16 protein-coding genes and 1 pseudogene are annotated in these 20,535 nt (G+C 42.4%); 13 read left to right on the plus strand and 4 right to left on the minus strand.

Translation table 11 applies throughout. The features are described from left to right. Nucleotides 1–179 precede the first annotated feature (179 nt). Nucleotides 180–1,573: pseudogene (locus tag LGZ99_RS00005) on the plus strand (IS1182 family transposase). A gap of 97 nt (nt 1,574–1,670) precedes the next feature. On the opposite strand, the gene LGZ99_RS00010 reads toward LGZ99_RS00005, so the two are convergent. From LGZ99_RS00010 to LGZ99_RS00020, 3 genes are read right to left on the minus strand one after another with little or no spacing between them, the layout of a single operon-like run. Then, entirely contained in the window at nt 1,671–2,528 is an 858-nt protein-coding gene (locus LGZ99_RS00010; protein WP_021326162.1) for a hypothetical protein, read from the minus strand. Further along, a complete protein-coding gene (locus LGZ99_RS00015) occupies nt 2,512–3,933 on the minus strand; it encodes a glycoside hydrolase family 1 protein (protein ID WP_262978769.1) in 1,422 nt (473 codons plus the stop codon). Before LGZ99_RS00015 ends, LGZ99_RS00010 begins: the two co-directional genes overlap by 17 nt. Nucleotides 3,934–3,950: 17 nt before the next feature. Then, nucleotides 3,951–5,444: a PTS transporter subunit EIIC gene (locus LGZ99_RS00020; protein ID WP_262978770.1), complete on the minus strand. Its 1,494-nt coding sequence runs from the start codon at nt 5,442–5,444 to the stop codon at nt 3,951–3,953. 420 nt (nt 5,445–5,864) lie between these two features. Between LGZ99_RS00020 and LGZ99_RS00025 the strand changes: the two genes are divergently transcribed. The 5 genes from LGZ99_RS00025 (at nt 5,865) to nhaR (ending at nt 11,497) form a co-directional block, all read left to right on the plus strand. After that, nucleotides 5,865–6,716, plus strand: coding sequence for a PRD domain-containing protein (locus LGZ99_RS00025; protein WP_023044305.1), 852 nt, complete (start codon nt 5,865–5,867; stop codon nt 6,714–6,716). 115 nt (nt 6,717–6,831) lie between these two features. Continuing rightward, the gene (locus LGZ99_RS00030; RefSeq protein WP_036839076.1) at nt 6,832–8,679 is read left to right on the plus strand and encodes a beta-glucoside-specific PTS transporter subunit IIABC; all 1,848 of its coding nucleotides are present in this window, start codon (nt 6,832–6,834) and stop codon (nt 8,677–8,679) included. A gap of 211 nt (nt 8,680–8,890) precedes the next feature. Next, on the plus strand, nt 8,891–9,052 hold the full coding sequence (locus tag LGZ99_RS00035; protein WP_023044307.1) for a hypothetical protein: 162 nt from the start codon (nt 8,891–8,893) through the stop codon (nt 9,050–9,052). 151 nt (nt 9,053–9,203) lie between these two features. Further along, a complete protein-coding gene (gene nhaA / locus LGZ99_RS00040; protein ID WP_036839073.1) occupies nt 9,204–10,370 on the plus strand; it encodes a Na+/H+ antiporter NhaA in 1,167 nt (388 codons plus the stop codon). 212 nt (nt 10,371–10,582) lie between these two features. After that, nucleotides 10,583–11,497, plus strand: coding sequence for a transcriptional activator NhaR (gene nhaR, locus LGZ99_RS00045; RefSeq protein WP_021326157.1), 915 nt, complete (start codon nt 10,583–10,585; stop codon nt 11,495–11,497). Nucleotides 11,498–11,572: 75 nt separating this feature from the next. Here the strand turns inward: nhaR and rpsT are convergent, their stop codons facing one another. Beyond that, entirely contained in the window at nt 11,573–11,833 is a 261-nt protein-coding gene (gene rpsT / locus LGZ99_RS00050) for a 30S ribosomal protein S20 (protein WP_021326156.1), read from the minus strand. 350 nt (nt 11,834–12,183) lie between these two features. On the opposite strand from rpsT, the gene ribF reads away from it, so the two are divergent. The 7 genes from ribF (at nt 12,184) to carA (ending at nt 20,528) form a co-directional block, all read left to right on the plus strand. After that, nucleotides 12,184–13,128 carry a bifunctional riboflavin kinase/FAD synthetase gene (gene ribF / locus LGZ99_RS00055; protein ID WP_021326155.1) on the plus strand — a complete coding sequence of 315 codons (945 nt, stop codon included), beginning with the start codon at nt 12,184–12,186 and terminating at the stop codon, nt 13,126–13,128. A gap of 24 nt (nt 13,129–13,152) precedes the next feature. After that, nucleotides 13,153–15,966 carry an isoleucine--tRNA ligase gene (gene ileS, locus LGZ99_RS00060; RefSeq protein ID WP_036839070.1) on the plus strand — a complete coding sequence of 938 codons (2,814 nt, stop codon included), beginning with the start codon at nt 13,153–13,155 and terminating at the stop codon, nt 15,964–15,966. Continuing rightward, on the plus strand, nt 15,966–16,469 hold the full coding sequence (gene lspA / locus LGZ99_RS00065) for a signal peptidase II (protein ID WP_036839068.1): 504 nt from the start codon (nt 15,966–15,968) through the stop codon (nt 16,467–16,469). The genes ileS and lspA overlap by 1 nt, the downstream gene beginning before the upstream one ends. A 120-nt stretch (nt 16,470–16,589) precedes the next feature. Continuing rightward, nucleotides 16,590–17,060: an FKBP-type peptidyl-prolyl cis-trans isomerase gene (gene fkpB / locus LGZ99_RS00070; protein ID WP_021326153.1), complete on the plus strand. Its 471-nt coding sequence runs from the start codon at nt 16,590–16,592 to the stop codon at nt 17,058–17,060. After that, nucleotides 17,041–17,994, plus strand: a complete 954-nt coding sequence (gene ispH / locus LGZ99_RS00075; RefSeq protein WP_021326152.1) for a 4-hydroxy-3-methylbut-2-enyl diphosphate reductase — start codon at nt 17,041–17,043, stop codon at nt 17,992–17,994. Before fkpB ends, ispH begins: the two co-directional genes overlap by 20 nt. A gap of 114 nt (nt 17,995–18,108) precedes the next feature. Next, nucleotides 18,109–18,930, plus strand: a complete 822-nt coding sequence (gene dapB, locus LGZ99_RS00080) for a 4-hydroxy-tetrahydrodipicolinate reductase (RefSeq protein ID WP_021326151.1) — start codon at nt 18,109–18,111, stop codon at nt 18,928–18,930. A gap of 434 nt (nt 18,931–19,364) precedes the next feature. Beyond that, entirely contained in the window at nt 19,365–20,528 is a 1,164-nt protein-coding gene (carA, locus tag LGZ99_RS00085) for a glutamine-hydrolyzing carbamoyl-phosphate synthase small subunit (protein ID WP_031280688.1), read from the plus strand. Nucleotides 20,529–20,535: the final 7 nt, after the last annotated feature.

Raw genomic sequence — 20,535 nt, forward strand, 5'->3', positions numbered from 1 at the left:
CTCATTGATAAAGTGCATTCATTTTAGCCTGTTTTACCGGCAGATATCAATTCAGTCAGGAGACGTCGGAGTCGCCAGCCCTAAAGCCCTCTGGGCTTTCAGATTATTGACAAAGTGCTGGTTTTTTATCCGGCACTTTGTTTTAATTAAGTTCCGTTCACTCAACGGAGCTTGCCGCCATGTTAAGAACACCCCCTCTCCAGACTTTCCCGCCAGAAACGCTCTCGCTTGACGAGCTGGTGCCTAAAAATCATTTGGTCCGTCAAGTCGATGCCGCCATTGATTTCGAATTTATCCGCGAATTAGTCGCCCCTTTGTATTGCCACAATAATGGCCGTCCTGCTATCGATCCGGTCATGCTGATTAAAATGATGTGACTCGGCTACTTGTTTGGCGTCCCCAGTGAACGCCGTCTGGTTCAGGAAATTCAGGTTAATGTGGCTTACCGCTGGTTTCTGCGCCTCGGACTGACAGAGAAGGTCCCTGATGCCTCAACCCTGAGTCAGAACCGCCGCCGCCGTTTCAATCATACCGCGGTCTTCCAGCAGATTTTTGACCACATTGTTGAACAGGCGATGGCCAAAGGATTCGTGGGCGGACGCGTACTCTATACCGACAGCACCCACCTGAAAGCCAGTGCCAATCCGCATAAATCGGAGAATGTCATGCGGCCGGTTCCCCCCGGCGCCTATTTTGATGCACTGGATAAAGCCGTCACTGAAGACCGGGCGGCAGCCGGAAAAAAAGCCTGAAGCCAGCCCTAAAGGAACGGCAGAGAAAGACGAAGGTCAGTACCACTGATCCGGAAAGCGGGTTTATGCACCGGACCAACAAACCCAGGGGGTTCTTTTACCTTAACCACCGTACCGTGGATGGGCAAGTCGGTATTATCACCGATACCTACGCCACACCGGGTAATGTCCACGATAGCCAGCCTTTTATCAAGCGCTTGACGCGTCAGTTAGAGCGTTTTGCCCTCAATCCCCTCGCGGTTGGGTTGGATGCGGGCTATTTTACGGCCCCGGTTTGTTACTTAACGGAACAGTTAGGTGTCATGCCGATAATCGGTTACCGCCGTCCGAATAAGGGGTCGAACGTCTTCCAGAAAAAACATTTTACCTATGACAAGCAGGAGGACTGCTATGTGTGCCCTCAGGGCGAAAAATTGATTTATAAAACAACCAGCCGAGAGGGATACCGGCATTATCAGGCCGCGGCGAATATCTGCCAGTATTGCCCAAAACGCGCATCCTGTACGCAGGCCAAAGGGGGCAAAAAGATAACCCGTCATGTCTGGGAGGACAGTAAAGAGCAGGCCAGGGAAAACCGGCTAACGGAGTGGGGTAAAAAAACCTACAAGCGGCGAAAGGAGACGATAGAGCGTAGTTTTGCAGATGCGAAGCAACATCACGGGCACCGCTATGCCCGTTTTCGTGGGTTGCAGAAAGTGCAAATACAGTGTCTTTTGGCAGCCACAGCCCAAAATATCAAGAAGATAGCATTGCTGGTCGCAATGCTTTGTTGTTTTTATCTCTGGAGAGCGAGCATTTCATTGCAGGAGAAGCGAAAATAACGCTTTGTCGGGCGATTAAATTGGCTTAATGAGGAAAATGGATGGCATTATGATTCACAATGAAAGGAACAAACCCCGTTATTTTCAACGAGGTTTGTCAGCGGTCTGAAAGCCCTCTGGGCTTTTCGCCTGATATCCCCGTCCGCACTGGACGAGGGTTTACGGCGGTTTTTGCTAATTCATTGATGACTAACGTACCCGCACTGGGAAGTTTCCAGCGCAGACCATAAGTATTGTATTTTGAGTCCGCTCTTAAACCTTCCGAGCTTTGACTTCTGGCAACGCCAATATGGTCATACCAACGTTTATTTTCCGATAAAAACCGAATATCTATCGATGGACTCGGTTTTGTACTGGGCAGACCGGCCTGGGACAACATCACACTGGTTGGCCCCAGGGCAGATGACGCGGTACTGCTACCGAAAAACAATCCATAGAAATGAGAGAGCAGTGTTGTGTAGCCGTAATTCAATATCACCCGATCATTAAATAAAGGTTGGTTAATGGAAAAAGCGGAGATAAAAGGATGCCCATCTTGACCATTATTTTTAAAGTTATTGTAGGCATAGTTTAGACCTACACGTAATTGTGCCTTATCAGTGAAACCAATCCGCGATAAATCATAGGTCAGTTCTGTAATAAACATATTACCGGTGGTTAAGCGTTGGCCTACATAGTTAGGATTAGACGTATTTTTCCAGTTTCTTGAAACATCATAGGTTAGATTTGTTAACATTTGGATATTTGCATAAAAACCATGATCTGCCATCTCTTTTCTGAGACCGCCCCATTCAGGAAATACGGTATCGCAGGCGGATGAAACCGAAGGTGTTTCCGGACCTCTTGGTAAAAGGGCATCATATGAGTGACAATCACTTTTTGTCGCTGCAACTGTATTGCTATGAAGAAGAATAAGCGACAGCGTTAATAAAAGAAATTTATTGGCTATTTTCATTTTTTACCTCCGGGGCTTTAAGAATATTTCCGTGACTGCTTATAACATCTTTATACCAGCTAAAACTTTTCTTACGTCGCCGTTCCAGTGTGCCATTGCCCTGGTCATCACGATCGACATAAATAAACCCGTATCGTTTTGACATTTCTGCTGTAGAGGCGCTGACCAAATCTATTGGCCCCCATGAGGTATATCCTAATAACTGAACACCATCTTCAATGGCTTCCCGTACCTGGAATAAATGATCGTTGAGATATTGAATACGATAATCATCAATAATAGTGCCATCGTCTTGAATAATATCTCTGGCACCCAAACCGTTTTCTACAATAAACAGTGGCTTCTGGTAACGGTCATATAGCATATTAAGCAGATAACGAAGACCCTGAGGATCTATTTGCCATCCCCATTCTGAACTGGATAAATAAGGATTTTTCACCGGATTAATCAGATTTCCTGTGTTTTTTGTTATTTCCGGATCTGTCGTTGCACAACAGCTCATGTAGTAACTGAAAGAAAGGAAATCGACGGTTTCTTTGAGTATTTGTGTATCTTCATCTGTTATATCGAGTGTAATATTCTGCTCTTTAAACAGGCGTGTCATATAGGATGGATAATACCCACGAGCCTGTACGTCAAAAAAGAACAGCCATTCCCTATTCTTTTTCAATGATTCTAATACATCATCAGGATGACAAGTTAATGGGTAGTGAGATATTGCCGCTACCATATTACCAATTTTTGCATCGGGAATAATTTTATGGCAGGCTTTAACCGCTTTGGCACTGGCAACGAGCTGATGGTGTAGCGCCTGATAAATGTCCTGAATTTTACTGTTTTCCGATAAGCCTGAGCCAGTAAAGCAAGAAAATAAGGACATGTTAATTTCATTGAATGTCAGCCAATATTTTACTTTATGTTTGTAACGCTCAAAGACAGTTCTGGCATAACGGTCAAAAAATTCAATTATCTTACGATTTCCCCAACCGCCGTATTTTTTTACTAAACTATAAGGCATTTCAAAATGAGAAAGCGTAATTAATGGCTGAATATGATATTTTCTCATTTCGTCAAAAAGGCGATCATAAAAGGCCAGGCCATTTTCGTTCGGTGTTTCCTCATCTCCTTCGGGAAATATGCGTGTCCAGGCGATAGAGGTTCTCAGGCATTTAAATCCCATTTCAGCAAACAGCGCAATATCGTCAGGATAACGATGGTAAAAATCAATACCAATATCCTTGATATGGAAATCACCCAAATTGCGTTCTATACTGGGGCAAATAACGCCGTGGGGTTGTATATCTGAGGTTGATAACCCTTTTCCACCTGTTTGATAAGCGCCTTCGGCCTGATTTGCAGCTAATGCGCCTCCCCAAAGGAAGTCTGCTGGAAATTGTTTTTTCATGGTTTTCCTCTCTTTTATTACTCGTTAAACTTGGAAGATATTGTCTTAATACGGCACGTTTTATCAGCGTTTAAATTAATTTGTTGTGCGGGATATGCTTTAGTCTCTGACGGTACACCGAATAAATAGGTTGCAATACAAGAGAAAATGAATGAACCCAGTGAACCTAAAATTACACCCCAGAAAGCGTTGTCTATTCCAGCCGGGGAAATAAATGAGGTAAACGCAAAGACACCCATACCACCGAAGTTATGTGCTGTCCCAGAATAGAAGCCGACAACAGCACCACCAAGTGCACCACCAATACAACCGATAATAAATGGACGTTTCAGTGGCAGTGTCACACCATAAATAGACGGCTCAGTAATGCCAAACAGACTGGATATCAGTGCAGTTCCTGATAACGTTTTCATATTTTTATCACGTGTACGTAAAAATACGCCCAGTGTTGCACCTGCCTGACCAAATATTGCCGGCTGGAGCAGTGGGGAGAGCATATCTTTTCCCTGTGTCATCATATTATTGATTATTATTGGTATGAGCCCCCAGTGCAGACCGAAAATGACACAAACTTGCCATATTGCTCCCATCAGGATCCCTGCAATGACTGGGTTTAATTGATAGAAAAAGAGATATCCTGCCGCCAGACCATTACTGAGTTCTGTTGCTACAGGGCCAATGACCAGAAAAGTCAAAGGAACGGTAATCAACAGGCACAGGAAAGGCGTAATAAATACTTTGAAAGAGGAATGAAACCAATTATTGAGTTTCTTCTCCAGAAAGCAGCTAAACCATGCTGATAAAATGATAGGAACAACTGTCGAGCTGTAATTAATGAAAGTAATGGGAATACCCAGGAAATTTAAGTGAATGTCTGGCGTTGCTTGCGAAAGTTTAAATGCTTCGGTCATGGTTGGATAAGTTAATACCGCCCCAATAACCATAGTAATAAAAGGGTTTCCGCCAAACCGCTTACCGGCGGTATACCCTAATAAAATAGGCATGAAATAAAGCATTGCATCGCCGGTAGCGAATAAAATTTTATAGGTACCACTGTCTATACTCATCCAATTAAACACGTTGGATAAAGCGATTATTCCTTTAATCAATCCGGCAGCAACTAGCACACCCAATAGGGGTGTAAAAATACTGGAAATAATATCAATTGCTCCATCGAAAATACGTTTTAGACCTTTTGTATTCTCTTTTTTTACCCCTTGATGTGAGGTTACACTTTGTTTATTCTCGGTTTTTTCCTCATTATCCTGTAAGTATTTATTATTAATATCATCGTAGACATCGCCTACATGGCTACCAATAACCACCTGATATTGCCCACCACTCTCTACTACGGTGATAATTTCTGCCGTCTGCTTGAGTAATTCGCTGTCAGCTAAACTTCTATCTTTAAGTTTAAATCGTAAACGTGTAGCACAATGGACAAGGCTGGATATATTCTCTTTCCCACCGATTGTGCTGACTATCTGATCAGCCAGACTTTCGTACCTCATTAGACTTCCCCTTCTTTGAATTAAGTTGAAAACAGCGAAAGGCCGAATTTAAGTCAAAAAAAAACCTAACCCACCGTCTAATAGCCCTGGAATAGGGGCATCGTAGATAATGGATTAGGTTTTGCCCGACGTCAGTCGCAACTAAGTCGGTAACAAGCCTAGATCAATATTTAGAAATTAGTTGCTCTTTATCATACTTGCAAGCTATTAGCTGTAATTTTGGTAAAAATGTGATTGGTCAGTTGGGGATGTTGTTGTGTCATTGACTTTATAAAAATTATGTCTTAGCCTGAAAGATGACATAATGAATATAGTGTACAGGAGTGTCACTGACTCGATCAGGTACAACCAGGTCACGGATATATTTCACCTATTCTGTAGGTTAGTGCTGATAATGGTTTATCCTGTAAGGTATATTTTTTGTTAACGATAATAAAACTCATAAATAATAATGTCGTTCTTGCTATTGATGAGCATAATAATGAAATGATTCTTATGGATAAGGGCATAGGATTTAATCGGAAAAAAGGGGATCGGCTGCATATTCAAGATGTTGCAAAGGTTTTTACTGTCGAAAAACACTATAAGATAAATCAGATCCTTTCTACTATCCCTGTTTCAGTTATAGAGCTAACTGAGATAATTATCACATTAGGTAAAGATTTTCTTGCCAAGCCGCTTAACGATTCATTACTCATTACTTTGTCAGAACATTTAAACTTCGCATTTGAGCGTGTGAGCAAAGGATATCAGATTGGTAATGTTTTGCAGTGGGAGATTCCTCATCTTTATCCGTTAGAATATGAAATTGGTAAACAGGCGCTTATTCATATTAATAACCAGATTGAAATGCCATTACCGCCGATAGAAGCTTCATTGATTGCCTTGCATTTTGTTAATGCTCAATATGAAGGGCAATCGATGGGAGATACATTAAAATTAACGAATTTGATTAATAAAACCGTTAAGCTCATTCACTACTATTTTCATGTTAACCTTGATTCAACGTCAGTAAATTATTCTCGTTTTATTACTCATCTGCGCTATTTCTTAATCAGGCAAAATAAAAATGAGCACTCGTCTGCTATTGAAATGGATTTTTCATTGCAAGAATTGATAGAGGAAAAGTATTTCAAAAGTTACAACTGTGCAGTGAAATTAATAAAGTATCTGCGAGAAAAATATCAGTGGAAAGTTCCCGATGATGAACTGATTTATTTGGTGATTCATATAGAACGGGTGGTCAATGATAGTTATAAGGCCAGAGATTAATAGCAAGTGAATCGCCAAACAGGCGTGTAGACAGGTATTAATTTAAACAATATGAGATAAATAGACTTATGTGGTTTGGTTATTTTTGACAATAGATTAGATTTGGGTGGTAAAAATGAATTATGAAGACTTTGCGAAAGATATTATTATATTTCTTGGGGGAAGGGGGAATATAAATAAAAGTTGGCATTGTGTTACCAGATTGCGTTTTAATGTTATAGATGATAGTAAAGTAGATATTGCCGAGATAAAGAAAATGCATGGGGTTATGGGGGCGCGTTTCCACAGTGGACAGTTGCAAATAATTATTGGCAATAGAGTTATTGAAATATTTAGTGAAATAATTAAGCAATTAAAAGAAAGTGAAGGTAGCTATGATGACCAAAATGAAAGCCGGGTAAGTCATGTTTTTGATATAATTTCAGGTATATTTGTTCCTATATTGCCGGTGATAGTTGGCGCTGGATTACTGAAAGGCGGATTGATTTTCTTCTATATGATGAACTGGGTTTCAGCGGAGAGTAATGAGTATAAATTATTATATATTCTTTCTGATGCACCTCTGTATTTTTTGCCTGTTCTTCTTGCCTTTTCGGCGGCAAGAAAATTTAAAACTAACGAATTTATTGCAGCAACATTAGCATGTATTTTAATTTATCCAACATTATCTGATCTTATCAGCGCCTCCGATGGTGGATATCTTGATGTGTTTGGTATCTCTGTTCCAGCTATTCATTATAGCTACACTGCTATTCCAATTATTTTAGGTGTTTGGTTGCTTAGTTATATCCATAGATGGGTAGATAGATTTATTCCAACGGTATTAAAAATAATATTTACGCCATTGTTAGTCTTATTGATTTCTGTGCCGATTTTATTAATTATTGCTGCGCCATTGGGGAATACAATTGGCCTGTATCTTGAGAAGGTGATCTTAGAATTATTTTCTGTAGTTGGACCATTTGCGGGATTATTACTGGGAGGGCTGATACCTGTTTTGGTCATTACTGGAATGCATTATGCTTTTTTACCGAGTGTTTTTGCTAACTTTAAATCTCTCGGATATGATTTTATGTTGTTACCAATCAGCTTCGTCAGTAATATTGCACAAGCCGGTGCTACATTGGCGGTTGCAATTAAAATTAAAGATAGGCAGATGAAATCATTAGCATATTCAGCCTCATTTTCTGCTTTTTTAGGGGTAACTGAACCTGCAATGTATGGTATTACTCTTAAATTAAGAAAATCTTTTTATGCTTCGTTAATTGGTGGAGCAGTTGGTGGGGCTATTGTGGGTATTTTTTCTATAAAAATATTTGCTTTTAGTATTCCAGGATTGGTATCACTCCCTTTTTATATGCAAAAAGATAGCAATAATTTTCTTTTTATTTTATTTGGGATTTGCAGTAGTTTCTTAGTTGCGTTTATACTCACGTTATTAATGAAATTAGAATCTAATACTGATTCTATGGTATTAAAAAATCTATATTCTTCGAAAACTAAAAAACTCACATTACTTTCTCCTATGACGGGTGAAATTAAACCTCTTTCAAGCGTACCTGACGACACTTTTTCTGAAAAAATTATTGGTGATGGTGTTGCTATTATTCCTACCGAAGGGGTGGTGAAAGCACCTTTTAATGGTAAGGTTTCAATGATTACTCCAACTGGACATGCTATTGGTTTGATTTCCGAACAAGGAGTTGAATTATTGATTCATATTGGTATTGAAACTGTAGATTTACAAGGAAAGGGATTTAATTTGCAAGTTATGGAAGGCCAGACTGTGGTTGCCGGTGATATATTAGTTAATTTTGATATCTTTTTTCTTCAAGAAAATCGGATTCAATTAATATCGCCAATTATTATCACCAATAGCGAAGAATATTGTGAAATAACTTCTACTGAGAAAAAATCAGTTATAGCGTTTAAGGATTGTTTGCTAATTGTTAATAAGTATTAATTTTTGGTGATTTATATATATTAATAATTTTCTTAATATATTTTAAGTAATATGAGTTCATGTAGAACACGAATATTTTGCGATAAAAAATCAAACAATTCATATTGACAACCAGTCTTGAAGGGGCTAGTTTTTATTGTGGAATATATAAGGTTGAGGAATGACCACAGCTTGGCATCCCTGATAAAGAAGAACGATAAGCATTAATGAAATGACTACTGCTGAACTCGAAAAAATTCATGCTGAAATAGCAAAATTAATGGCGGAAACAACAAAGATAAACCGTGAGGCCATATGGTATCCGATTGTCGTCGCCTCCTGCCTTATTGGTGCGGTAGCTGCCATTACAACTCTATTGCTCAAATTCATTTAACAGTTCCCTCTGGTTGATAATCTACTTTTATTGAGATGTAGATCATCAATAGATCGGTTATAACGAATTATTCTGGCTATAAAATCGATTTTTTTCGAAATTATAGTTGGAGTACTATTTATAACCCGATCAATTTCAGAGGTTAATCATCGTGACTGCAATTATTCGTCAATTCCTGAAATTAGAAGCGGCTGGCGGGCTTCTTCTTATCATTGCGGCCATTATTGCGCTGATAATGGCGAATTCGCCATTACAGGGTATTTATCAGCAATTTCTTAACATTCCGGTGGCAGTACAATTTTCTGCATTGGAAATAAATAAATCTTTATTATTGTGGATTAATGACGGCTTGATGGCTGTCTTCTTTTTGATTGTTGGTTTGGAAGTTAAGCGTGAGCTGCTGGAAGGTTCTTTAGCGGGGCGTGATAAAGCGGTATTTCCCGTGATAGCGGCGATTGGTGGTATGGTCGCTCCAGCATTGATTTATCTGCTATTTAATGGCAGTGATGAGTTTACCCGTCAGGGATGGGCTATTCCTGCGGCAACAGATATCGCATTTGCTCTGGGTGTGATGGCGCTATTGGCTAAACGGGTACCAACAGAACTTAAGGTTTTTCTGCTGGCATTAGCGATTATTGATGATCTGGGTGTTATTGTGATCATCGCTCTGTTTTATACCAAAACAGTTTCCCTTGTCGCGCTTGGATTATCGGCAGCAATGATTGCTGCATTGGCTTGGATGAATTGGCGTGGTGTCGAAAAAACATCGGCTTATTTGGCTGTTGGCGCAATTCTTTGGGTCTGTATTCTGAAATCGGGCGTTCATGCAACGCTGGCCGGCGTCATCGTTGGTTTTCTTATTCCTCTGCGTTGCCGGAGTGGTCATTCTCCCTCTGAATCACTTGAACATGGATTACATCCTTGGGTGGCGTATCTTATTTTGCCGTTATTTGCATTTGCCAATGCCGGTGTGATCCTGAGTGGAGTTACACTGAATGGTTTGACTGATATGTTACCGCTGGGCATTGCGACGGCTCTGTTTCTTGGTAAGCCATTGGGAATTTTCCTGTTCAGCTATATTTCCATCAAGATAGGATTTGCTAAATTGCCACAACAGATTAGTCTTAAACAGATATTTGCTGTTTCGGTGCTTTGTGGGATTGGCTTTACCATGTCCATCTTTATTTCAGGATTGGCTTTTGAAGGCGCAGGTGAATTTTTCAGTACCTATTCTCGTCTGGGAATTCTGATTGGTTCAACAACTGCCGCGTTAATTGGTTATGGCTTGTTACGAATGGTCTTACCAAAGAAAAAGTGATGGCAGAGCCGTGATAAATTAATTAATTTAGCCTGATAGTCTCAGAAAGAATTTCCGAACTGACTCTCATTTTTGTACTCGCGGTACAACAATAACATTGTATCGCGGATATTTTATGTAGCGAAAAAACAGGAAATCGCCGTACAACGGTAAATTAGGAATGTATGGCTGGCGTTGGTTATCAGACGAAAGCGATACACAAGGAAAAACATATGCGGGTGTCACATCTGAATTTTAATCATCTCTATTATTTCTGGCATGTTTGCAAGGAAGGATCTGTGGTTGGGGCGGCAGAAGCGCTTTATCTGACGCCGCAGACGATTACAGGGCAAATAAAAGCACTGGAGGAGCGTTTAGGCGGAAAGCTGTTCAAACGCCAAGGACGGGGTCTGGTGCCATCAGAACTGGGACAGCTTATCTTCCGCTATGCGGATAAGATGTTTATGCTGAGTCAGGAGATGCTGGATATTGTTAACTACAGCCGTGAATCCAACCTGTTGTTTGATGTTGGTGTTGCTGATGCATTATCCAAACGTCTGGTTAGCCAGGTATTGGAAACCGCGGTGGTGGAACATGAGCAGATCCATCTGCGCTGTTTTGAATCAACCCATGAATTGCTGCTTGAGCAACTTAGTCAGCACAAACTCGATATGATACTGTCTGATTGCCCGGTGGATTCTTCCCAGCAGGAAGGGTTGTTCTCGGTAAAACTGGGTGAATGCAATGTCAGTTTCTTCTGCCGGCAACCTGTTCCGGAAAAGCCTTTCCCAGAATGTTTAGAGGAACGTCGCCTGTTGGTACCAGGACGTCGCTCTATGTTAGGGCGTAAACTGTTGACCTGGATTCGTAATAAAAATCTTCAGGTTGAAGTTCTGGGTGAATTTGATGATGCCGCATTAATGAAAGCGTTTGGTATGTATCATAATGCGATTTTCGTTGCGCCGTCTTTGTATACCAATGATATTTTTGCTGACAATGATATTGCTGAAATTGGTCGGCTGGATGCAGTGCAGGAAGAGTATTATGTGATTTTTGCTGAACGAATGATTCAACATCCGGCGGTTCAGCGCGTGTGTAATAAAGATTTTTCCGCGTTGTTTAATGCGCCATCTAAGAAGCGGACTTAAAAAATAATTGATAATAATCGCAAACAACAAAAAAACCGGCGAAAGCCGGTTTTTCAGTAATCTAAACGCAAATTATTACATTGCGTTGATTTGAGCTGCCAGATTAGATTTATGACGTGCTGCTTTATTTTTGTGGATCAGACCTTTACAGGCGTGACGATCGACAATAGGTTGCATGTCATTAAATGCTTTCTGTGCAGATTCTTTATCGCCAGTGGCGATAGCAGCATAGACCTTCTTGATGAAGGTACGCACCATAGAACGACGGCTAGCGTTGTGCTGACGACGTTTTTCAGACTGAATGGCGCGTTTCTTAGCTGATTTGATATTAGCCAAGGTCCAACTCCCAAATATATTCTATCGAGGACAATTCAAAGGCCGAGGAATATGCCTGTTCAGCCTTCTTTTGTCAATGGATTTGTGCAAATAAGCGCCGTTGTACTGCGGCACTTGTTACGTTGTGATGGCGCAGGATTTTATCAGCTTAGTTAGCTGGAATACAGTCTTTCACAATAAAAATCTCATTGAATAGTCCTGATGAGAAATAAAATAAATATTTTTCGGGATTCCTGCCCGTTTTTGTTGTATGAATCAGGGTTATTAATTTTAGCCATCTTATGATGGTGGGTTAACCTTGCGCTTTGTACAAGGTATAATTTGGCAATTTCCAGGGTATTGAGCCAGCTATGGAGCTAATTCGCGGTATACGTAATATCCGGGCGCGTCACCATGGTTGCGTGCTGACGATTGGTAATTTTGATGGCGTCCACAGAGGCCATCAGGCACTACTGAAGCACTTAAAACGCGAAGGGCAGCGTCTGGGTTTACCGGTAACGGTTATGATTTTTGAACCACAACCCTTGGAAGTTTTTGCCAGGGATAATGCTCCAGCCCGTTTGACGAGATTGAGGGATAAAGCTAAATATCTCGCCCGGTATGGAGTGGATTATTTATTATGTGTGAAATTTGACAGGAATTTTGCGGCAAATACGCCAGAAGCCTTTGTTTCGCGGTTGCTCGTGGAAAAATTGGGTGTTAAGTTTCTGGCGGTAGGAGATGACTTTCGTTTTGGCAAATCCCGCAGTGGTGACTTTGCCTTTCTACAGCAAGCCGGTGAAACATACGGTTTTGACGTGACCAACAGCGAAAGTTTTTGTGACAGTGGTTTGCGGATCAGCAGCACCGTTATCCGTCAGGCACTGCAAGATGATGATTTGGTATTAGCTGAAACATTATTGGGACATCCATATAGTATTTGTGGCCGGGTCGTTCATGGTAGACGGCTGGGGAGTACTATTGGCTTTCCAACAGCTAATTTGCCATTAAAACGTTTAGTCGCTCCTGTACAAGGCGTTTATGTCGTTGAAGTCTATGGCCTGGGAGATAAGCCTTTACCGGGTGTTGCCAATATTGGTACACGTCCAACCGTCTCTGGTCAGGGCCAACAACTTGAAGTACATCTGATTGATACCCAAATGGATCTGTATGGGCGTCATATTGATGTGGTGTTACGCAAAAAACTGCGTAATGAGCAGCGGTTTGCTTCCCTTGATGCACTCAAGCAGCAAATTGCTAATGATTTGGTCGCTGCGAAGGAATTTTTTAAACAGCTGCCAGTGTCATGTATCTAGCGGAAAATTGGAATTGAGAATCGAATGAGTGACTATAAAAATACCCTGAACCTACCAGAAACAGGGTTTCCAATGCGCGGAGACTTAGCAAAGCGCGAACCAGACATGCTAAAACGTTGGTACAAAGATGAGCTGTATCAGGTAATTCGTAAAGCAAAAGCCGGTAAAAAAACATTTATTCTGCATGACGGCCCTCCTTATGCGAACGGCAGCATTCATATTGGTCACTCAGTCAATAAGATTCTCAAAGATATTATTATTAAATCCAAAGGGATGGCGGGATATGATTCGCCATATGTACCCGGTTGGGATTGCCATGGTTTACCCATTGAGCTTAAGGTTGAGCAGATTATTGGTAAGCCGGGAGAAAAATTTTCCGCTGCTGAATTCCGTGCCGAGTGCCGCAAATATGCCAAAGAGCAGATAGACGGTCAGAAGGAAGACTTTATCCGTCTGGGCGTATTAGGTGACTGGGATCGCCCATACCTGACGATGGACTTTAAGACTGAAGCCAACGTTATTCGTGCACTGAGCCGTATTATTGCCAATGGACATTTGTTGAAAGGCGCTAAGCCTGTTCACTGGTGTACTGATTGTGGTTCATCATTGGCTGAAGCGGAAGTTGAGTATTACGACAAAACGTCTCCATCTATTGACGTGCGTTTTGATGCTGTTGATACGGTAGCTGTTTACGAGAAATTTGGCGTGCAGGCATCAGATCAACCCGTTTCTCTGGTGATCTGGACAACCACGCCATGGACGTTACCGGCTAACCGCGCGATCGCTTTGCATGCTGAATTTGACTATCAATTAGTACAAATTGATGGTGAATGTCTGATCCTGGCTGCTGATTTGGTCGAAAGTGTGATGCAGCGCGCGGGTGTGGCATCGTGGACCGTGCTGGGGCATTGTGCGGGTTCCGCGCTGGAACTGTTGCGCTTCAAACATCCATTTATGGGTTTCGATTCACCGGTTGTACTGGGCGAACACGTTACATTGGATGCGGGTACCGGTGCTGTCCATACTGCGCCAGGTCATGGCCCGGACGATTTTGTTATTGGTCAGAAATATGGTTTGGAAGTTGCAAACCCGGTTGGTCCGAATGGCTGCTATCTGCCGGGGACTTATCCTTCTCTGGATGGCGTGTTTGTCTTTAAGGCGAACGATATTATTCTGAATATCCTGAGTGAAAACAACGCACTGTTGCACCTGGAAAAATTACAGCACAGCTATCCTTGTTGCTGGCGTCACAAGGCGCCAATCATTTTCCGCGCCACGCCGCAGTGGTTTGTCAGCATGGATCAAAATGGTCTGCGCAAGCAATCGCTGAAAGAGATCAAAGGTGTTCAGTGGATCCCTGGCTGGGGGCAGGCCCGTATTGAAGCAATGGTTGAGAACCGTCCTGACTGGTGTATTTCACGTCAACGTACCTGGGGCACCCCTATGTCCCTGTTTGTCCATAAAGAGACGGAAGAACTTCATCCACGCACTGTCGAGCTGATGGAAGAAGTTGCCAAGCGTGTTGAAGTTGATGGTATTCAGGCGTGGTGGGATCTGGAACCAGCTGAATTGCTGGGCGATGATGCGGCTAACTATGTCAAAATCTTTGATACTCTGGATGTGTGGTTCGATTCTGGCTCAACCCATTCATCGGTTGTTGATGTCCGTCCTGAATTCCAGGGCAACGCAGCGGATATCTATCTGGAAGGTTCAGATCAGCATCGTGGCTGGTTTATGTCTTCCCTGATGATCTCAACCGCAATGAAAGGCAAAGCGCCTTACCGTCAGGTACTGACACATGGTTTCACGGTGGATGGTCAGGGCCGTAAGATGTCTAAGTCTATCGGCAACACCATTAGCCCACAGGATGTGATAAATAAATTAGGGGCGGATATTCTGCGTCTGTGGGTTGCTTCTACTGATTATACCGGTGAAATTGCGGTATCGGATGAAATCCTGAAACGTTCTGCTGATGCATATCGTCGTATCCGTAACACAGCGCGTTTCCTGCTGGCAAACCTGAATGGTTTTGATCCTGAACTACATAGGGTTAAACCGGAAGAGATGGCGGTGTTGGATCGCTGGGCTGTGGGTCGTGCTCAGGCTGCTCAGGCAGATATTACAAAATGTTACGATGAGTGTGATTTCCACTCTGTTGTTCAGCGTTTAATGCAGTTCTGTTCTGTGGAAATGGGTTCGTTCTATCTTGATATCATTAAAGACCGTCAATATACCGCGAAGGGCGATAGTCTGGCTCGCCGCAGTTGCCAGACTGCGCTGTATCATATTGCAGAAGCATTGGTTCGTTGGATGGCGCCTATTCTCTCCTTCACTGCGGATGAAGTCTGGAATGAATTGCCTGGTAAACGCGCTCAGTATGTATTTACCGAAGAGTGGTATGACGGCTTGTTTGGCCTAGCCGCAGGCGAACAAATGAATGATGCTTTCTGGGCTGATTTACTGGCTGTTCGTGGTGAAGTCAACAAAGTGCTGGAGCAGGCACGTGCAGATAAACATATTCGCAGCTCTTTGGAAGCCGCCGTCACTCTGTATGCAAATAATGAACTGGCTGATAAATTGAACAGCCTGGGAGATGAATTGCGTTTTGTTCTGCTGACATCTCAGGTTTCTGTTGCGGCTTATGAACAGGCAGGTGGTGATGCGCAGCAAAGCGAAATCGACAGCCTGAAAATTACTTTCCGTAAAGCGGATGGTGAAAAATGTCCTCGTTGCTGGCATTACGCTAAAGATGTGGGATTGGTGGCGGAGCATGCAGAACTTTGTGGCCGCTGTGTAACTAATGTTGCCGGTAACGGCGAAAAACGTAAGTTTGCCTGATGAATAGACCTATTTGCTCCACTGGCCTTCGCTGGCTTTGGTTAGTTGCCGTGGTATTGATTCTGGATCTGGGTAGTAAACAGTTAGTGCTAAAACACTTTTATCTGTATGAATCTATTCCATTAATACCTTATTTCAACCTGACTTATGCCCAGAATCTGGGGGCGGCTTTCAGTTTTCTTGCGGATAAAGACGGCTGGCAACGTTGGTTATTTGCATTAATTGCCGTTGCTATTTCAGTTGTATTGGTGGTGATGATGTATCGTTCCAGTGCAAAGAAGAAACTGAGTAATATCGCTTATGCCCTGATTATTGGTGGAGCATTGGGTAATCTGTTTGACCGGTTGGTTCATGGTTTTGTCATCGATTTTATTGATTTTTATGTCGGTGACTGGCACTTTCCAACCTTTAATATCGCCGATATGGCGATATGCATCGGAGCGGCATTGGTTATCATTGATAGCTTTTTAAGCCCGGATGAAAAGACAATTAAAGCAGGATAAAAGCCTATTTTAGTAGGCGTTATTGTTCAGGCGGTTCTTGTGAATGAATAGTGAACTTGGGCAGTGTCCAGGTTCGCTTTTTACGACAAAGAGCCGCAAATAAAATAGGTTCTGAGTAATATGTCAAAGCAGGTACATGCAGATAGTGCGGTTTTACTGCATTTCACGTTAAAACTGCAAGATGGTTCTACAGCCGATTCCACCCACCATCAGGGCAAACCTGCATTATTCCGTTTAGGTGATGGAACCCTTTCTTCACCTTTGGAGCAGCAGCTTACCGGCCTGAAAGAGAGAGAGAAACACACATTTACTCTGGCTGGTGAGGCTGTATTTGGTAAACCGAATCCTGATCTGATTCAATATTTTACGCCGCGTGATTTTGCCGAAACGGGTATTCCTGAAATTGGAACTATAATGTTATTTACGGCAATGAATGGCAGTGAAATGCCAGGCATTGTAAAAGAAGTGGCAGAGGAGTCCGTCATTGTTGATTTCAATCACCCGTTAGCCGATCAGAACATCACATTTGAGATTGAAGTGTTGGAAATTGATCCACAGTTGGAGGAAAACCATGCAGATATTGCTGGCTAACCCTCGTGGTTTTTGTGCCGGCGTTGACCGGGCCATCAGTATTGTAGAACGTGCTCTGGAATTATATGGTGCACCGATCTATGTTCGCCATGAGGTTGTACATAACCGCTATGTTGTGGATAACCTGCGCAAGCGGGGGGCTATCTTTATTGAAGACATCGCAGAAGTACCCGATGATGCGATTCTGATTTTTTCTGCCCACGGCGTTTCACAGGCGATCCGCGCGGAAGCCCGTTCCCGCAATCTGACGATGCTGTTCGATGCGACTTGTCCCTTGGTGACCAAAGTTCATATGGAAGTGGCTAGAGCCAGTCGCAAAGGCAAAGAAGCTATTCTGATCGGTCACGCAGGGCATCCGGAAGTTGAAGGAACAATGGGTCAGTACAATAATGCTGATGGTGGAATGTATCTGGTTGAATCTCCTGAAGATGTGTGGAATCTGAAAGTCAAAGATGAAGATAACTTGTGTTTTATGACTCAAACTACGTTATCTGTTGATGACACTTCAGAAGTGATTGATGCGCTTAATGAGCGATTCCCCAACATTGTCGGTCCCCGTAAAGATGATATCTGCTATGCGACGACTAACCGCCAAGAAGCGGTACGGGATCTGGCATCGGATGCTGATGTTGTACTGGTTGTTGGTTCGAAGAATTCATCTAACTCTAACCGCCTGGCGGAGTTAGCTCAACGTGTTGGTAAACCTGCTTACCTGATAGATTCTGCTGATGATATTAAAAAAGAGTGGATAACTGGCGTTTCTCTGGTTGGCGTGACTGCGGGAGCTTCGGCGCCGGATATCTTAGTTCAGCAAGTCATTGAACGGCTGAAAAATCTTGGTGCTGATTCTGTCGAGGAATTACATGGCAGGGAAGAGAATATTGTTTTCGAAGTGCCGAAAGAGTTACGTGTTGAGGTTAAACAGATTAGTTAAAAAGTACTGCGCCAGATTAAGAGTGAGGTTGCTCATAATCTATTGATTTAAAATATTTATCTGACTGATCGCCTGTGTTAAATCAGGAAAGGGATTAATTCACAGTGAGGGCTTATGGCTGATACAGAAATTCGTGTTGCTATTGTTGGTGCTGGTGGGCGTATGGGGCGTCAGTTAATACAGGCTATCCATCAATTGAGTGGCGTCGCTCTTGGTGCAGCTTTAGAACGCTTAGGTTCTTCTCTGATTGGCGCGGATGCCGGAGAATTGGCGGGTATTGGTAATATAGGCGTTACTGTTTGTGATGACCTGAAAAATGTTGTTGATAATTTTGATGTTCTTATCGATTTTACCCGCCCGGAAGGAACGCTTGCCCATCTTGAAATCTGCCGTCAGAACGGTAAAGCGATGGTTATCGGCACCACAGGTTTTGATGATGAAGGTAAGCAGGCGATTAAAGATGCTTCCGCGGATATCCCGATAGTATTTGCTGCAAATTTCAGTGTTGGTGTGAATCTGGTGCTTAAATTACTGGAAAAAGCGGCGAAAGTGATGGGTGAATATACTGATATCGAGATTATCGAAGCACATCACCGCCATAAAGTGGATGCACCATCAGGAACGGCGTTAGCGATGGGAGAATCTATTGCCCATACTTTAGGGTGGGATCTTAAAGAGTGTGCTGTCTATGCCCGTGAAGGTTATACCGGTGAACGTGATCCGAAAAGTATTGGTTTTGCGACTATTCGTGCCGGGGATATCGTTGGTGAACATACCGCTATATTTGCAGATATGGGTGAGAGAGTTGAGATAACTCATAAGGCTTCCAGCCGGATGACATTTGCAAATGGGGCGGTAAAGTCAGCATTATGGTTAAGTGGTAAAAATAGTGGTCTTTTTGATATGAAAGACGTTTTAAACCTCGATTTTATTTAAAATTTTATTTTTATAACTAATTGATATCGCATAATTAAATTATCTATTATGCGATTTTTGATTGCTTGATATGATTTAATTAATTTTTTGTGGATTTTGTTTGTTTTTCTCTCTTTTTTACCTTTGTTTTTCAGTTTTTTTCTCTTTTTTATGGTTATTTTCAATTCTTCACCTGAAAATTAAATCTTCTATGCTGGTAATCGTTTTCTAAACTAACTTTGTCTCTATTTTTGGTCTTATTTTATCAGTTTATCCAGTGAAGTACGCAAAAAAATAATAAAAGTAACATTTTTTGTAGACAACTATCCCTCTCATCATTAGAATGCGCGCAATTTGCCAAAATTTTGCCTAAAAAGCAGCTTTGGCATTGATTTTGACGAACAAATCTGAATTAATATGCACTAATTGTGATTGATTATTCCCTGGAGGGTGTTTTGATTAAGTCAGCTATATTGGTTCTGGAAGACGGAACCCAATTCCACGGTCGCGCCATAGGTGCTGAAGGGGCGGCAGTTGGGGAAGTGGTTTTCAATACCTCAATGACCGGATATCAAGAAATTCTTACAGACCCTTCCTATTCCCGCCAAATTGTCACTCTTACTTATCCCCATATTGGTAATGTCGGTGTTAACTCAGTCGATAAAGAATCACTAAAAGTTCAGGCCCAGGGGCTGGTAATTCGTGATCTGCCGTTATTGACCAGTAACTTCCGCAGCGAAGAAACGCTTTCTGATTACCTTAAGCGCCATAATATTGTTGCGATAGCGGATATCGATACTCGTAAACTGACCCGCTTGTTAAGGGAAAAAGGTTCACAGAATGGTTGTATTATAGCAGGTAAGCAGATTAACGCTCAGGTTGCACTGGAAAAAGCACAAGCGTTCCCAGGGCTGGAAGGGATGGATTTGGCAAAAGAGGTGACAACGGAGCAGGTTTATCCGTGGTTACAGGGGAGCTGGACTCTGGCAGATGGATTACCGGAAGAGAAGCAAGAACAGGAGCTGCCTTATCATGTTGTTGCTTATGACTTTGGTGCAAAACGCAATATTTTGCGGATGCTGGTAGATCGTGGCTGTCGCTTGACAGTGGTTCCCGCTCAGACACCGGCTGAGGATGTATTGAAGCTGAATCCAGATGGTATTTTCTTGTCCAATGGTCCGGGCGACCCGGTACCTTGTGGCTATGCGATTGAAACAATTAAAACTCTCCTTGAGACAAATATTCCGATCTTTGGTATTTGCCTTGGGCACCAACTGCTGGCATTGGCGAGTGGCGCCGAGACAATGAAAATGAAATTTGGCCATCACGGCGGCAACCATCCAGTAAAAGATCTTGATCGTAATATTGTGATGATTACCGCACAGAACCACGGTTTTGCTGTGGATGAAAAGTCACTGCCGGCAAATATACGTGTGACCCATAAATCCCTGTTTGACGGTACGTTGCAAGGAATTCATCGTACAGATAAACCGGCATTCAGCTTCCAGGGGCATCCGGAAGCCAGCCCAGGCCCACACGAAACTGCGTCACTGTTCGATCACTTTATTGCATTGATTGAACAGTATTGTCAGCAAAATAATCGTCATAACACCAAGTAATCAGGAG

Source organism: Photorhabdus temperata, assembly GCF_025384845.1.
GTDB classification, from domain to species: Bacteria; Pseudomonadota; Gammaproteobacteria; order Enterobacterales; family Enterobacteriaceae; genus Photorhabdus; species Photorhabdus temperata.